This is a genomic window from Flavobacteriales bacterium, assembly GCA_021739695.1.
In the GTDB taxonomy this organism is placed as follows: Bacteria; Bacteroidota; Bacteroidia; order UBA10329; family UBA10329; genus UBA10329.
The window spans coordinates 27,954-42,369 of the sequence record JAIPBM010000033.1 but is presented as its reverse complement, the minus strand read 5'-3'; the positions used below and the strand labels follow the sequence as shown (position 1 = coordinate 42,369).

13 protein-coding genes are annotated in these 14,416 nt (G+C 44.4%); 2 read left to right on the top strand and 11 right to left on the bottom strand.

Annotation, left to right across the window (positions count from 1 at the left end; all coding sequences use genetic code 11):
• Positions 1-268: 268 nt before the first annotated feature.
• The 6 genes from K9J17_16400 to K9J17_16375 form a co-directional block, all read right to left on the bottom strand.
• Complete coding sequence (locus K9J17_16400) at positions 269-871, bottom strand: hypothetical protein (GenBank protein ID MCF8278310.1); 603 nt, start codon at positions 869-871, stop codon at positions 269-271.
• A gap of 63 nt (positions 872-934) precedes the next feature.
• Positions 935-1,576 (bottom strand): hypothetical protein, encoded by a 642-nt coding sequence (locus tag K9J17_16395; GenBank protein ID MCF8278309.1) that lies wholly within the window; start codon positions 1,574-1,576, stop codon positions 935-937.
• A gap of 126 nt (positions 1,577-1,702) precedes the next feature.
• The gene (locus K9J17_16390) at positions 1,703-2,227 is read right to left on the bottom strand and encodes a carboxypeptidase-like regulatory domain-containing protein (protein MCF8278308.1); all 525 of its coding nucleotides are present in this window, start codon (positions 2,225-2,227) and stop codon (positions 1,703-1,705) included.
• A 285-nt stretch (positions 2,228-2,512) separates the two neighbouring features.
• Positions 2,513-3,367, bottom strand: a complete 855-nt coding sequence (locus tag K9J17_16385) for a hypothetical protein (GenBank protein ID MCF8278307.1) — start codon at positions 3,365-3,367, stop codon at positions 2,513-2,515.
• 546 nt (positions 3,368-3,913) lie between these two features.
• Positions 3,914-4,687: a hypothetical protein gene (locus K9J17_16380; protein MCF8278306.1), complete on the bottom strand. Its 774-nt coding sequence runs from the start codon at positions 4,685-4,687 to the stop codon at positions 3,914-3,916.
• A 944-nt stretch (positions 4,688-5,631) separates the two neighbouring features.
• Positions 5,632-5,940 carry a helix-turn-helix transcriptional regulator gene (locus tag K9J17_16375; GenBank protein MCF8278305.1) on the bottom strand — a complete coding sequence of 103 codons (309 nt, stop codon included), beginning with the start codon at positions 5,938-5,940 and terminating at the stop codon, positions 5,632-5,634.
• Between the two features lie 367 nt (positions 5,941-6,307).
• On the opposite strand from K9J17_16375, the gene K9J17_16370 reads away from it, so the two are divergent.
• Both K9J17_16370 and K9J17_16365 read left to right on the top strand, forming a co-directional pair.
• Positions 6,308-8,386 (top strand): tungsten formylmethanofuran dehydrogenase, encoded by a 2,079-nt coding sequence (locus K9J17_16370; protein ID MCF8278304.1) that lies wholly within the window; start codon positions 6,308-6,310, stop codon positions 8,384-8,386.
• A 429-nt stretch (positions 8,387-8,815) separates the two neighbouring features.
• Positions 8,816-9,442 (top strand): T9SS type A sorting domain-containing protein, encoded by a 627-nt coding sequence (locus tag K9J17_16365; protein ID MCF8278303.1) that lies wholly within the window; start codon positions 8,816-8,818, stop codon positions 9,440-9,442.
• A gap of 188 nt (positions 9,443-9,630) precedes the next feature.
• Here K9J17_16365 and K9J17_16360 read toward each other — a convergent pair whose 3' ends face one another.
• The 5 genes from K9J17_16360 to K9J17_16340 all read right to left on the bottom strand — a co-directional run bounded on the left by K9J17_16360 (position 9,631) and on the right by K9J17_16340 (position 14,315).
• Positions 9,631-10,563, bottom strand: a complete 933-nt coding sequence (locus K9J17_16360) for a prolipoprotein diacylglyceryl transferase (GenBank protein ID MCF8278302.1) — start codon at positions 10,561-10,563, stop codon at positions 9,631-9,633.
• A gap of 12 nt (positions 10,564-10,575) precedes the next feature.
• Entirely contained in the window at positions 10,576-11,892 is a 1,317-nt protein-coding gene (gene mtaB, locus K9J17_16355) for a tRNA (N(6)-L-threonylcarbamoyladenosine(37)-C(2))-methylthiotransferase MtaB (GenBank protein ID MCF8278301.1), read from the bottom strand.
• A 71-nt stretch (positions 11,893-11,963) separates the two neighbouring features.
• A complete protein-coding gene (locus K9J17_16350; GenBank protein ID MCF8278300.1) occupies positions 11,964-12,467 on the bottom strand; it encodes a hypothetical protein in 504 nt (167 codons plus the stop codon).
• Between the two features lie 81 nt (positions 12,468-12,548).
• On the bottom strand, positions 12,549-13,124 hold the full coding sequence (locus K9J17_16345) for a pseudouridine synthase (protein MCF8278299.1): 576 nt from the start codon (positions 13,122-13,124) through the stop codon (positions 12,549-12,551).
• A gap of 3 nt (positions 13,125-13,127) precedes the next feature.
• Positions 13,128-14,315, bottom strand: coding sequence for a hypothetical protein (locus tag K9J17_16340; protein MCF8278298.1), 1,188 nt, complete (start codon positions 14,313-14,315; stop codon positions 13,128-13,130).
• Positions 14,316-14,416 lie beyond the last annotated feature (101 nt).

The following is a 14,416-nucleotide window of genomic DNA, read 5'->3' as shown; positions in this document are numbered from 1 at the left end:
AACGGCTACCAGACTGATTATTGTCGGTATTCCTTGAAATGGAAAAGTTATTGGACTCATTCAATACTTTATTTTAGAAGCTGTCGAACTTTCACGTTACAGCCGCATTTTCAGACCGCGCCACCAATTTACTCCAACGTTTTACAACTATGAAAATAGGGCTTTAATACCTTCAACCTTTCGCCCGAAACTAAAAACTGCAAACCGTGATGAACTTGCGGCAAACACGTCACGCCCTATTTTGATAGTTGGTGTTGGCAAACGTTTTTTATTCTTTCAGGTCAGACGCTTTCATGAATTGTCGAGGTGCAATGGAATTGACTTTGTCAGCATTTGCTGCGCTTAAAACAATGAACGCGTAGAAATCCGACCCTGTGTCAAAGAAAAGTAATCCGTGACCTGAATTTCGTACATCCATGTCTACGGCTTTGAACAGTTTGATAATGAAAGTTCCGTCATGTTGGACTGAGTCCTTGTATTCTTCTCGTAATCCATTCGTAATAGACCAATCGATTTTCGTTTGTGGCAGACGCTTTTCAATGAAGTCCTCCACCTCCTTTTCACCTTCTTCTCCTCGCCAGTCAATGGATTTAAGCAATTCTTTGTATTCACCATAGAGGAAAAGAAGATTGAACTCATCTTTCAACTCATTAAATCCATAGTATTCAAGGAGCTTTTTGTTCCGCCTCAGAAAGCGTTTTTGATCGGAACGGAAGTTTTCAAATAATTCTTCTATTTCTTTTTCGTCTTCAGTGTACATCAGTTTCCCAATTTGTAGATAATCTACGTTACCCAATGTAGAAGCGTCATTGAAACTGGGACTGACGAGCAGAGCAAGGCAAGAAACTAAACCAACTACAATCGTTTTCATTCCGATTAAGGTATCGGGGGATTTGTCATTGTGAGCGTAAGGCGGATAAAAGGCGTTTGGCAGTCAGAACAGATTCTTAACCACTGATTTGAACTTAGGCAGTTTAAATAGGTCGTTTGAAAGTTGTTCTTCTTTGATGTCCACAGCAGTGGTTACCATATTCGAGAAGGGTGACTTCACAACAAACTTCAGAGGTAAGGCTCCAGTTTCTTTGAGATAATCTTCCCACAAACCGTATTTATGTCCCTTAAACAACTTCGGGTCCATTTTGTACTTGTCCGAATAGTAGTAGGTAGTCTCGGCAAGTGTCGATTTAACCACAATAGCATTGCATTCCACGCCAAGTATTGTTTCTTTTTCATCGAGTTTCCTGGCTTCAACCAACTCGTCCATGTACTTTGACCCGTCTGACCAAGCTGCGGAATCTTTTGCCGCATTGTAACTGTACAGACGATTGGTTTTTGGGTCATATAACTGAACCAACCCTGTTTCTTTAATTTCCGATTTATAGAGGTTGTCTTTGTAGTTGTATACCTGAGTAAACTTCGAAACACCTCCAATGCTTGCAAAAAAGAGACTATCAGGAATCTTGTCAGGCATTGGGTTCTTGATTTCCATTTCATAGGTTACTGTCCCTTCAAATGATTGACCAAATGCAGTGATGATAAGGGCAGTGAGAAGCGTAGTTAAGATTGTGTGTTTCATGTGTTTGGTTTTTAAAATGTTTGCCAACGTTTTACAACTATGAAAATAGGGCTTTAATCCTGTCGTCCTTTCGCCCGAAAGCGAAAACTGCAAACCGTGATGAACTTGCGGCAAACACGTCACGCCCTATTTTGATGGTTGGTGTTGTGTGTAGTTTTTTATCATTTCAAAATTCAACGACATCAAAAAGGCCGCTTCGTCATACTCCCATTTATAGCAAACACCCCCTTTCGGACATTTAATTACAAAGTCTTCAGAATTAATCTCTTTCGTATTGTCATAAGGAACGCAAACCAATCTTGTCTTCTTTGATAGAAACCTTTTTTTAGCAACGGTCACAAAACCGCTGGAACCGACATATACCAAATGAATTTGACCAAGGCTTATGGTATCAACATCCTGCTTTAGATTATAAATTACATGCTTAGGATAACCTATTGCCCCAACTTCGATTACCGTGCTTTGACCAACATTAAGTGAAAAACTGCCGGTTGTGTTTACCGTACAACCAATGCCTGTTTTTGGAATAAATACATTTCCATAGTTTATTGGTTCCAATGTCTTACTGTCAACCAACGTTCCAGTCACAACCGTCTGGGCAAATATCGTCAGACAAGTGAGTGTCAGAAAAATTGTCAGCGCTGTCCTCATTTAAAATTACACACAACGGTTACTGCTATGAAAAATAGGGCTTTAACTGCTTCGTCCTTTCAGCCGAAACCGAACTGGGTAGGAACCACCAAGGCTTGCGTACCTGTCGTCACGCCCTATTTTGATAGCAGATGTTGGCGGTAGTTGTTTTAATTTTTTTGTCAAACGTTGATATATCAAAATAAACTGAGGGTCATTTTTAGACTTGTCGAGATTGACTTGGAAGAACAGTATTTAAAATCTACTGCATTACCAGAGTCATGAAACACTCAAAACATAAACCAACTACTTATTAATATTATCCTGGTTTGATAGAGTCAAATACTCTTCTTTAGATATAATCTCGTAAATCACAGAGCATTGTTTTTTAGCAATACTTATACCTAAACTCTTATAAGCTTCCTTAAACACAATTAAATCAACGTCACTATGTTGAATTGATATTTTTTTTACGACTTCAACGTATATTACTTTCTCATACCTAGTGCCCTCCATATACGTGACTCTAAGGAAAGTCCCTACTGGTATATTCGAAGAAGCTGCGCTAAAACCTCCAAATTGCGAATATCCAGTATCGGAAGTGTCCGCAGTAATATTAGCTAACGCTCCTTCAAAATTATTATTGATAGCATAATAAGTTATCGAAGTCTCCATTCCATTAGCTTCAAGTCTATCAGATATACTATCTCTGACTCTCTTATTTTCAGCTAGTCTAATTGCAAATTCTTCTGACCTTATTTTACTCTTTTCATCATTCTCTTTTAATGTTGCTATTTCAGTTAAAGCATCAGATTCACTTACTACACCACAGTACAGGTATTCATTGAAAGTACTATTGTTAGCGTCTTTTAATAAAGAGAAATAATCAAGTGTAACGGTTACATTACCAAAAGTTCCTGATTGAATAGAGCCTCTTACTATGAACAATGCGGTCATTCCAGTTTTAGGATTTGATAATCTTAAGTAAGCCCCTTTCTTTGCTAAAGACGTGTAACATTCAGGTAGGTAATTACTTTCCAGAGGTTCTAGGTAGTGCGGATTTGATGTGCTGGTAACTCCAACTGGAATAACTCCTTCTTGCGATAGTGCAATTACAGATAGTAAAAGCATTGAAAGCATTAAATAAAACTGTTTTTTCATGTGTGATTTTGTTTTTAATTGCTACCAACGTTTCGCTGCAATAAAGTAAGGGCTTAAATTTCTTCGTGGTGTTGACTTGCTTGTCGTCCGTAAGTTTCAACGTAGAAACTGCTTAGTTTTCAATTTAGAGCCGCACTTTCAAACGGCTTCAACAATTACCGCCAACTAGGGGATATCAGTTATACCATTCATAGCCGCCTTTCGAGTTGGTGCTGCTAATTTATTGTTTTTCAGCTCTCTATCATCAAAAATACGGTCTAAAGGGCTCACTATTTTGTTTAAGTCTTTTGTACTGACATGTGCGTATATGGCAGTGGTCTTTAAGTTGGTTTGGCACTTGGCGTGCTATGCGTAATTCTTACTTCTAGCCTTGTGATGTTTATACCCGCCAATACTACAAATCCCAATCCAAACTTCCAACACTCTATCACCTCAATCCTGTGTTTTTTCATCCCTTAGCATGCCACATTTACAAAAAAAAAGAACCCCGCCAGGCCAAGGCCCAACGGGGTTCAGAAGGTAGCTGCCTGCGAAGAAGGCCATTGGCTACGCAATAATAATGGTGAAGAAATCAGACCAGGTGCCATTCTTTTCGGCATCAGTGGTGTTCACCCATCGGCCTTGCACCACAAATGCTTTGCCTAGGTAGTTCTCCATTTTTCGGTCGAAGCTACCACGCGTGGTGAAGAAGGTATCCATCACAAACACATCCTTGTTGCTAGCCGCTGTGTTGGGCGTAGGTGTAGGAATCGGAATGGGTGTTGGTGTCGGTGTTGGTTCCTGCGGGCTATCGGTAGATGCTTCTGGTTTGGCCGCTTGCACCTGTGTTGGCACAGCACTGATGTAGAAGCGCAGCTCGGCACCGTTGGCATTTGGGTGAATCTTAGGGCGTTTGCCCATATCGAGCACCAGTAATTTGATCTTGATAACACCTCTGGCCGCATTGGTAAGCACGATGATCGGTTCACTGTCAATGTCGGGCCGTTCGCTACTTCCAACGCGTGGATTGAGGTTCATGGCAATTTTGGTGGCGTAAGGAATCTGTGAATTGCGCACCAGATGCACCTGCACCAAGCTTCGCAGAAAGGTGGTGAACTCAGCCTTATAGCTTTCGTAGGTAAGTACTTGTTCGGTGGTGCGGGTGCGCTTGTTTTCTACAGTGGCAAAAAGCGCTAGGAACTCTGTGAGCATGGAATCAAACTCTGGTACCACTGAAACGGGCAGGTCCCATTCCACAGCATTGTTGCTTACAAATGAGTAGAGCGAGATGACCCATGATCTGAATGCTCCATTACTTCCGGGTACATAATCCTTTTTCATGACGTTTGTTTTTTAATTGGTTAGATGCGTTTAGCGGTCGCCAAACGCGGGCAATTGGGAAATCTGTTGCATATTCCTTGGAAGTTCCGCTTTCTTCTTTTAGTGTTTTGCTTTCTTCTTTTAGAGTTCTGCTTTCTTCTTTTAGAGTTCTGCTTTCTTCTTTTAGAGTTCTGCTTTCTTCTTTTAGAGTTCTGCTTTCTACTTTTAGAGTTCCGCTGTCTTCCTTTAGAGTTCCGCTGTCTTCTTTTAGTGTTCTGCTTTCTACTTTTAGAGTTCCGCTGTCTTCCTTTAGAGTTCCGCTGTCTTCCTTTAGAGTTCCGCTGTCTTCTTTTAGTGTTCCGCTGTCTTCTTTTAAAGTTCGCGGACTTCCGCTGAATACGGTTTTGATGAGGGTACTGTTCCAGATGTCAAAGAACGTTTGCTGCTAGCGGCATTACAAACATATATAGAGTTAATGTATTGATAATCAAAAAGATAGGACTAGGCTAAAAGGTGTAATCCCTTTGGTCTAATCCTTTGGGCGTAGGCCTAAAGGGGGAGAGTTGAGACTGAGGTTTGAGGTTTGAGCAGAGAGGTTCGAGCAGTGAGCTACGCCAACTACTACTGTCATTCCGACCGCAGTGGAGGAATCTTCTTAAGGGCTCAGGTAATTAGCTCGTTAGCGTATTAGAGGTACGTTTTGATCTATTGATGCGGAGGAGAGTTGAGACTGAGGTTTGAGGTTTGAGCAGAGAGGTTCGAGCAGTGAGCTACGCCAACTACTACTGTCATTCCGACCGCAGTGGAGGATTCTTCGATTTTAGGGATCAGGGGAAAGCTTTGATCTATTGAACCAGGGGAGAGTTGAGACTGAAGTGTACGTTTGAGCTAATACCCAACATCTAACACCTAACACCTAACACCTAATACCTATTACCTAATACCTAATACCTGATACCTATTACCTAAATCCCCGCGCCCCAAGGCATATCAGAGGCAGGATGATCTGGGAAGAGATGCAGTCCTGTGTAGTTTCCTTCACGGTCAAAGCCATTGGCAAGCGAATCGGACATCAGTTTGCGGCTGTCGTCCTCGTTCTTTTTGTAGCCCAGCTTGATGCGGATGGTGCAGAGGTGGGTCTTCACCGTTGACTCGGCAATGTTTAGATAGGCGGCTATTTGTCGTTGTTTAAGTCCGAGTGCATTGAGCGAAATGACCTGCATTTCGCGCAGCGTGAACTCCTTTTTGAGAAATATGTAATGTTGCTTGGTCATGGTAGCAGATGGTTTAGGGCTGGTAGCATGTCTCCTAATCCGTGTTCATGACCTTCGGATGGGAGATATTAACAACATGAAGTTGGAAGTTATTTTTCAATTATCCAACAAAATCACGCCAATAATTCCACTTTCAACACCCTATTTGTGAAGGGCTATTAGATATGTGCTTTGAGCTATGAGATATTAGATTTTAGATATTGGAATGTAGCCTGAAGAATTCGTGTTTCCACAGCATCCTTCATCCGCCTTAGGCGAACGAAACGATTCGTTCTGCACTATCCACCACAATCTAATCTCACATCTCACGTCTCACATCTCATATCTAACTTTGTCAACTCCATCAACTTTGTCAACTTTGTGGTTCATGATAAAGACATCGAAAGCATCCGTATCTGTAGAAACGCTGAAGAAAGCCTACCGCTTGATGTGCACGGCCAAGGCCATGACCATACTCTATGAGGCCAATGCGAGGGTAACAAGCAAGTATGTGCATGCCACATCGCGCGGTCACGAAGCCATTCAGATCGCCCTAGGAATGCAGTTGAAGCCACAGGATTTTGTGGCGCCCTACTACCGCGATGATTCCATCCTGCTGTCCATTGGCATGCAGCCGCACGAATTGATGTTGCAGTTATTGGCCAAGCGCGATGATCCATTCTCAGGCGGAAGGACCTATTACAGTCACCCGAGTTTGAAGCGGGATGACATGCCGAAGATCCCGCATCAGAGTTCGGCCACAGGCATGCAGGCCATTCCTACCACGGGTATCGCCATGGGCGTGCAGTACCGCGAATTGATGAAGCTGGATGCGGAGATGGAGGACAGGCCTGTGGTGGTCTGCTCTATTGGCGATGCGGCCATTACGGAAGGCGAAGTGTCGGAAGCGCTGCAAATGGCGGTGCTCAAGCAATTGCCTATTCTTTACTTGGTTCAGGACAACGAATGGGATATTTCGGCCAGTGCGGACGAGATACGTGCCATGGATGCCAGCCAGTATGCTCAAGGATTCAAAGGACTTGAGGTACAATCGATTAACGGAAGTAACTTCATTGAATCATACACTACGGTTCAAAAGGCCATAGCGACCATCCGAAGGGAGCGAAGACCCATGATGGTACATGCAAAAGTGCCCTTGCTGAACCACCATACTTCGGGTGTTCGCATGGATTTTTATCGTTCGGAAGAGAACCTGGCCGAACACGCCAAGCGCGACCCATATCCGATTCTGAGAAAGCAATTGTTGGATGCCGAAGTTTCGGAAGCGGAACTCTTGACCATTGAATCAGAAACTACGGCTTTTGTGCAAGCAGAATACGATAAGGCACTGACCTTCGAAGACCCGCGTCCAGAAGACCTTTTTACCCACGTGTATGCCCCAACGCCCATCACGGAAGAAACAGGAGAACGTGCGCCAGCAGGCAAGGAAGCAACCGTAATGGTGGATAGCGCCCTTTTCGCCATTCGTGAGTTGATGGAAAAGCACCCAGAATGCTTGCTTTACGGACAGGATGTAGGCAGAAGGCTTGGAGGAGTGTTCCGCGAAGCGGCTACGCTTGCCGAGAAATTCGGAGACCATCGCGTATTCAATACGCCTATTCAAGAAGCGTTCATCATCGGTAGCACCGTGGGTATGAGTGCTGCTGGATTGAAACCTATTGTGGAAGTACAGTTTGCGGATTACATCTGGCCGGGATTGAATCAGCTTTTCACGGAAGTAAGTCGTTCGTGTTATCTCAGCAATGGCAAATGGCCTGTAAGCTGCATTCTCCGCGTTCCAATTGGCGCGTATGGTAGCGGAGGACCCTATCACTCATCAAGTGTGGAGAGCGTGCTCTGCAACATCAAAGGCATCAAGGTGGCGTATCCATCCACAGGTGCCGATCTCAAAGGATTGATGAAAGCTGCTTACTACGACCCGAATCCTGTGGTGATGCTCGAACACAAAGGTCTGTATTGGAGCAAGATCAAAGGAACAGAAGAAGCGCGCACCATCGAGCCAAGCGAAGATTACGTTATACCTTTTGGTAAAGGTAGGGTAGTGCAAGAGGCTGACAGTGAATCGATTGAAAAATCTGAAAGCTGCTGCGTTATCACCTATGGAAGGGGTGTTTATTGGAGTAGGAATGCGGCTAAGGAATTCAAAGGCCGTGTAGAGATCATTGATCTTCGAACCCTTCAACCATTGGATACAGAACTCATTTATGCCACAGTGAAGAAGCATGGAAGATGTCTTGTGTTGACGGAAGAACCTGTTTCCAACTCATTCGCTCAAAGCATTGCTGCGCGCATTTCTGAACATTGTTTCGAATACCTCGATGCGCCTGTTAAGGTCATCGGCTCAGAAGACATGCCAGCCATTCCGCTCAATTCCATCTTGGAAGAAACCATGATTCCTTCTAAAGAGAAGGTGCAAAAAGCGCTTGGGGAGTTGTTGGCTTATTGAGAACAGCCAATTCCACTCTTATCCATTCGTTTTCGGCAAGCCCATTGGTTTTCATCAATGAGCCAATACGTGCATGTGATTGGTACAATTCGTAGTTTTAACAATAGAGTTGCGCTTATGAAAGAGCTACGGTCATTTCTTTTTCTGTTGGTTTTAATTTTATCTGAGAATGTTCAATCTCAGGTGAACGCGTACCATCCTTTTCCCTCCTCCAATGCTATATGGAGGGAAAGTTCAGGTGGATTTCAATGCGGTTGCTGTGAAGATTATCAATATTGGATTACCGGAGATACGGTCTTTAATGGTTTAACATATCGCAGCATCGGTAAAAAGGGAAAAGTTTATTCGGAAGACTCTTGGGGCAATTGTACGGGGAATGTCCACCATAATTTCTTCTATGAACTTTGGGGTTATTATAGGGAAGATAGCTTGAATAAGAAGGTATATTTCAAGCAACATTCGAGCGTTTCAGACACCTTGCTGTACGATTTTGATCTTTCTATTGGCGATACGCTGCCTCCAACTCTGATCAATGATCCTTCAAATGAAACCAATGTTGTTAGCAGCATAGACTCCATTTTAATCGGAAATGATTACCACAAAAGATTCGGAATCTCTCTAGGTTATGATTCGAACTATGTGGATCTGATAGAAGGAATAGGGAATTCATTCGGCCTGATGGGACTTTTAGTACCTCCATTTGAGCGCGGAACTTATTTGTATTGCGTTACAATTGATGGAGAGACTGTTTATCCCGATTCTTCATATGACTGCCCGCTCTTGCTCACTGGAATTGAAGAGGATTACCCAAGTCTTAGAATTCAACCGAAAATTTACCCTAATCCATCTACGGGATACGTGAACATCGAAGCTACTGGCTCGGATCAATGGATGACGGTAAAACTGTATAATACTCTAGGGGTTTTGATCAGAATGGATCAATTCCGCACATCTCAATTATTCCAATACGAGCTTCCAGAAGTAAAAGGGATGTATCTGATGCAACTTATTGACGGTGATGGTTTTGAATTCAATCAGAATATTGTCAGAGATTAATAACCGGATCAACAATCATCCATTGTAATTCCTTGGAAAATTTGAGATTGCCTCAGTCAAGATGAACGGAAGAAGCCTGCCATTCCGCTCAATTCCATCTTGGAAGAAACCATGATTCCTTCCAAAGAGAAGGTGCAAAAAGCGCTTGGGGAGTTGTTGGCTTTTAGGGAGCTGAACTTGGCGTCTGATTAAACCTTGGCCCAACGTTCGCCCACTTTCGGCATGTAATAGAGGCCAAAGGCCCCGATCAGCACCATGGCGAGGGATAACATCTCTGCCTGCGTAATTCCACCCAGCACGTTGTATTCGTTATTGATGCGGATCTGTTCAATCAGTAGGCGTTCAATACCCGATAGTATCAGATAGACCGAAAGCATGATTCCGGGAACAGTCCATCGCTTGCGCATGCTCCACATGAATGCAAACATGAAGATGGACATGATGATCTCGTAGATCGGGGTAGGATAGGCGTAGCCAGTCAAGCTCGTATAGCCTTTATCTGCAAAGTATTGGATCATATCCACATGCAGCACATTATTCGGGTAGTTGTAGGCCCACATCCAATCGGGAAGGAAGCTCAACCAATCAGGCATGGGACTGTCGTTCGGAATTCCCCAATCGCCATCGCCAGAAATATGGCAACCCAAGCGACCGAAGCCATAGCCAATGGCCACAGATGGCATCACTGCATCGAGAAAATGAAGGATGCTCAGTTTGTTTCTTTTCGCATACCACGCAAAAAGACCCATAGACACGATAAGTCCTCCTAAAAAGGAAAAACCACCCATGGAAGTGAGCGCAGCCATCGGATCGGCCATCATCTCATCCCAGTTTTCCAGATTGTGAAACAGTTTTCCACCCGCAATGGCTCCGAAACAGCAGATCATGGCAATATTGCCTACGTGGTCGTAGGGATGTATGATGGTTTCCTTGCTTCCAGATTTCTTGGTTAGCGGCTTTAATTGGCCGATGCGCTCTTTCCGTTGCAGTTCGAGTGTGAGTAGTATACTGCCTACAATGAAGCCAAGACCGACCATCATGCCATACATCTGCATCACGTTAAATGCAGGAACAGAAATCCCGAAGAGGTCTAGAACAAGGTCGTAAAAGGTTGGATACATAGGCTAAGCTACTTAGCGAGTAAGCGAATGAGCCAATTGCAAGGTGCCTTCAAACACGCCTCCGTCATTCAATTTGCTAAGTTCGGTGTCAATGATCTTTCCACTCAGGGCTTCGTCATACGGAATCTGAACCCGTAGGTAATTGTCGGTGTATCCGAACATGAAACCATCCTTTTCCTCGTGTTCAAAAAGCACTGGGCGAACAGTTCCTTCAAAAGGTTGATAGAACGCCCGCTTTTTCTTCTCGCTTAGAATGGTAAGCATCTTATTGCGTTTCCTTCTTTCGGAAATAGGCACAATTTCCTCCTTCACCCGAACAGCTGTGGTATTCGGACGTTCCGAATACGTGAACACGTGCAAGTAGGAGATAGGCAGTTCGTTCAAGAACTGATACGTTTTTAGGAATTCTTCTTCTGTTTCGCCTGGGTGGCCAACAATCACATCAACGCCAATACAAGCATGCTGCATTACTTCTCTAATCGTCTCAATGCGGCTTCTGTACAGGGCAGAATCGTAGCGTCTTCTCATTTTGCTCAATAGCTCATTAGATCCACTTTGCAACGGAATGTGGAAATGCGGCACAAAACGTTCGGAACTGGCGCAGAAACGGATGATCTCGTCACTCAAAAGATTCGGCTCAATGCTCGAAATACGGAAGCGTTCCACATCACCTTCCAACATATCCAATTGTTGAATGAGTTGAAAGAAGTTTTCGTCTGTTCCCGAACCGAAATCACCGATGTTCACACCAGTAAGTACAATCTCTTTCACGCCTGTGGCAATGGCTTCTTTGGCAGAAACAAGGCTGTTAGCGATGTTCTCGCTTCGACTTCTTCCTCGCGCCAGCGGAATGGTGCAGAATGAGCAGAAATAATCGCAACCGTCCTGTAGTTTCAGAAACGTGCGCGTACGATCGTTGGATGAGAATCCCGGAACGAATTCCTTCACATCTTTGATCTCGCAGCTGTGTACGCCTGCTTCTGGACCTTTCTCTAGGTTTTCGAGGTAACCAGCAATGTTGAATTTCTCGTTGGCGCCAAGCACAATATCAACGCCTTCAATGTTGGCAATTTCCTGTGGTTTCAGCTGCGCATAGCAACCGATTACGGCCACAAAACCGTTCGGATTCACCTTCAGCGCCTGCCGAACGATGTTTCTGCATGTGGCATCTGCCTGATCAGTAACCGAACAGGTATTGATGATATACACATCGGCCGATTCCTTGAAATCAACACGCTGATAACCAGCTGCTATGAGCTGCCGCGCAATGGTGCTCGTCTCCGAAAAGTTAAGCTTACAGCCAAGTGTATGAAAAGCTACGGTTCGCATTCTGGGCGGCAAAGATATGTCTTCTGTTATCTTCGAAGGAATCCGAATTGTAAAGTGATTGAACGGGAGTTTTACTTTGTGCAAGTCATGGTGCAGACATCAGCATTTCCACCATTCTCATAGATCGTGCATGATAGACTGAGTTCGCTACCTGCAATAGAACCTGTGCCACTTAGATACAGCGAATTTCCTCCGCCAAGATCGAATGTCTGGGAATTGATAACCACATTATTTCCACTTACAACACCCACAACGTTGGCACCAGTGTTGACGAGATTCTCGAAAACCACGTTGAAAGCAAACTCGCCAGCAGACACGACCATGTCATACGAATCGTTACCGTTGTCGCAGCTTTCATTCACTGAGTAGGCACCTAAGAACTCCTGGCGCTGTTCGGTTTGGCAATTTTCACCTTCGTATCCCGGCATGCATACGCATTGGTCATCAACGCATTCTCCGTTCGGGAGGTCACAGTCAGTTGAGCTGCATCCTGAATCGACACTTGTTTCGCAAGAAGCGAAGACAAAACCAAGCACAAAGGCTGGAAAAAGAATTTTTAGAATGGTAGTTTTCATGGCTTGAATGGTTTGATTGAGCCTTCAAATTACAAATATTTTGAAATTCAACGTTTCCGGCAGGTAATTCAGAAAGGCAATCTAAACCTCGAATTCGGAAACTTCTAGCACATTTCCAGGTTCCATGTCTTTTAGTTGAATGGCTCCGATACGCACGCGTACCAATCGTAGCGTTGGAAATCCCACAACTGCCGTCATTTTCCTCACCTGACGGTATTTGCCTTCTGTTAGTGTAATGGATATCCATGAAGTGGGGCCGTGTCGTTCATCACGGATCCTTTTTGTTCGGGGCGGAAGGGAAGGTGCTTCAGGAAGCAACCGAACTGAGCACGGAAGTGTGGTATACATTCCCGTTTCGGTCCTGATCTGTACACCTTTGCGCAGCTTTTCAATGGCCGATTCATCAATGTTTCCGTCCACCTGTGCGTAATATTCTTTTTCAACCTGCTTGCTTCTGATGTACTCGCTCATTTTGCCATCAGTGGTCAGTAGCAACAGCCCTTCGGAAGGTTCATCTAAGCGGCCAATGGCCATGGTGCCTTCAGGGAAATCAGACAGTTGACCAAGCATCTTTTTGTTTTTCCGCTTGGTTTGCTGCGATACGAACTGCGACAGAAAACAGTCAGGTTTGTAGAGGATAAAATGACGATGATCCATGCGTCAGACCTTGCTGAAGAGATACAGCATTTCGGTGGCAATCTCTTGACAGCGCGCGTCATAGCGCTGCGTTTCCTCTTCTGTTCGGTCGGCTACTTTTGGATCTTCATACGTTATTCTGCTGCGGAAATCCGCTCCAGGAACGAGTGGACAGTTCTCATCAGCATCCGAACAGGTCATGATGGCAATAAAACCTTTCTGCGGATTGGCCGGATCATCGAAGGTTTTTGAATAACAATCGATTGCACCCAAATTGTCTGAGAATCGGACAGCATAGCGCGGATTGGTGCCTACCGTTCCTTTTGTCAACAATCCTGCTCGTTCAATGGCTGCCACTGCGCGTTTGTTGAAAGCTGTTGCTTCCGTCCCGCCAGAGTAGTTGTGCACGTTCCGAATGCCGTAATGCGCTGCTGCCACTGCGGCCCAAACCTGCGCAAACTGGCTTCTGCGCGAATTGTGGGTGCAGATGAACATCAGATTTACCTGTTCGCTTGCGTTCAGCTTGCGGCTCAGTTCAGCGGCCACTTCTTCCAACGCCTTTCTTCGGTCTTTCGGTATGTGTTTGAATTCGTTGATGCAGTCTTTTACATACACATCCACCAATGGAAATAATTCTGCTGATTTCATTTTGTAATTGCTTGCTGCTGGCTTTTCACTTGCTGTGCTTCGTGCTTGATTATTTCTGATGAGTTCCAATTGAACGCTTCGCTCGATCATCTGCATCTGATGTTTAGGAACATAGATGAATATCAAATAGGGAATGGCCAACGCCAATGCCATGATCAACCCGAAGAAAACCACGAGGGCAATCATTCCACTACCAACCATGGCACCCAATTCGGTCAACGAACTCAGGTCGCCAAAGCCAAATTCAGACAAGCTAGAAATGGAGATGCCTAATAACAGGAACAGAAAGAAAACCACAGGCGTAAGGGCAAGAATGGCCATGAAACCCCAATTAACTTTCACCATGTATTTCCACATGAACCATTTTTCGGGAAATGCCGGTTGTTCGCCTTTGACTATGTTTTGGGCATAGATGGATTTTCCAAGACCAATGGCTGGAAAAACCAATAGGAAAGCAATTTCCAAGGGCTTCATCTTTCCCTGATACTTGATCAAATACAAAGTGGTGAGCACCATGCCGACCACCAAGTTGTATCCCAGATAAAAAAGTAGGAATTCGCGCATCCTGCAAATGTAATCAGCAGCGGGTTTCAGCTTGTTCTCAGTGAAGTGATTTCCGATTGATTCCCGCAACCTCTAACGAAAGCCAAATTTCTCATCTATGG

Bases quoted from the DNA above. Each gene is read 5' to 3' on its own strand.
- K9J17_16400 (MCF8278310.1), bottom strand. From the start codon at position 871: ATGAAAACGATTGTAGTTGGTTTAGTTTCTTGCCTTGCTCTGCTCGTC.
- K9J17_16395 (MCF8278309.1), bottom strand. From the start codon at position 1,576: ATGAAACACACAATCTTAACTACGCTTCTCACTGCCCTTATCATCACT.
- K9J17_16390 (MCF8278308.1), bottom strand. From the start codon at position 2,227: ATGAGGACAGCGCTGACAATTTTTCTGACACTCACTTGTCTGACGATA.
- K9J17_16385 (MCF8278307.1), bottom strand. From the start codon at position 3,367: ATGAAAAAACAGTTTTATTTAATGCTTTCAATGCTTTTACTATCTGTA.
- K9J17_16380 (MCF8278306.1), bottom strand. From the start codon at position 4,687: ATGAAAAAGGATTATGTACCCGGAAGTAATGGAGCATTCAGATCATGG.
- K9J17_16375 (MCF8278305.1), bottom strand. From the start codon at position 5,940: ATGACCAAGCAACATTACATATTTCTCAAAAAGGAGTTCACGCTGCGC.
- K9J17_16370 (MCF8278304.1), top strand. From the start codon at position 6,308: ATGATAAAGACATCGAAAGCATCCGTATCTGTAGAAACGCTGAAGAAA.
- K9J17_16360 (MCF8278302.1), bottom strand. From the start codon at position 10,563: ATGTATCCAACCTTTTACGACCTTGTTCTAGACCTCTTCGGGATTTCT.
- mtaB (MCF8278301.1), bottom strand. From the start codon at position 11,892: ATGCGAACCGTAGCTTTTCATACACTTGGCTGTAAGCTTAACTTTTCG.
- K9J17_16350 (MCF8278300.1), bottom strand. From the start codon at position 12,467: ATGAAAACTACCATTCTAAAAATTCTTTTTCCAGCCTTTGTGCTTGGT.
- K9J17_16345 (MCF8278299.1), bottom strand. From the start codon at position 13,124: ATGGATCATCGTCATTTTATCCTCTACAAACCTGACTGTTTTCTGTCG.
- K9J17_16340 (MCF8278298.1), bottom strand. From the start codon at position 14,315: ATGCGCGAATTCCTACTTTTTTATCTGGGATACAACTTGGTGGTCGGC.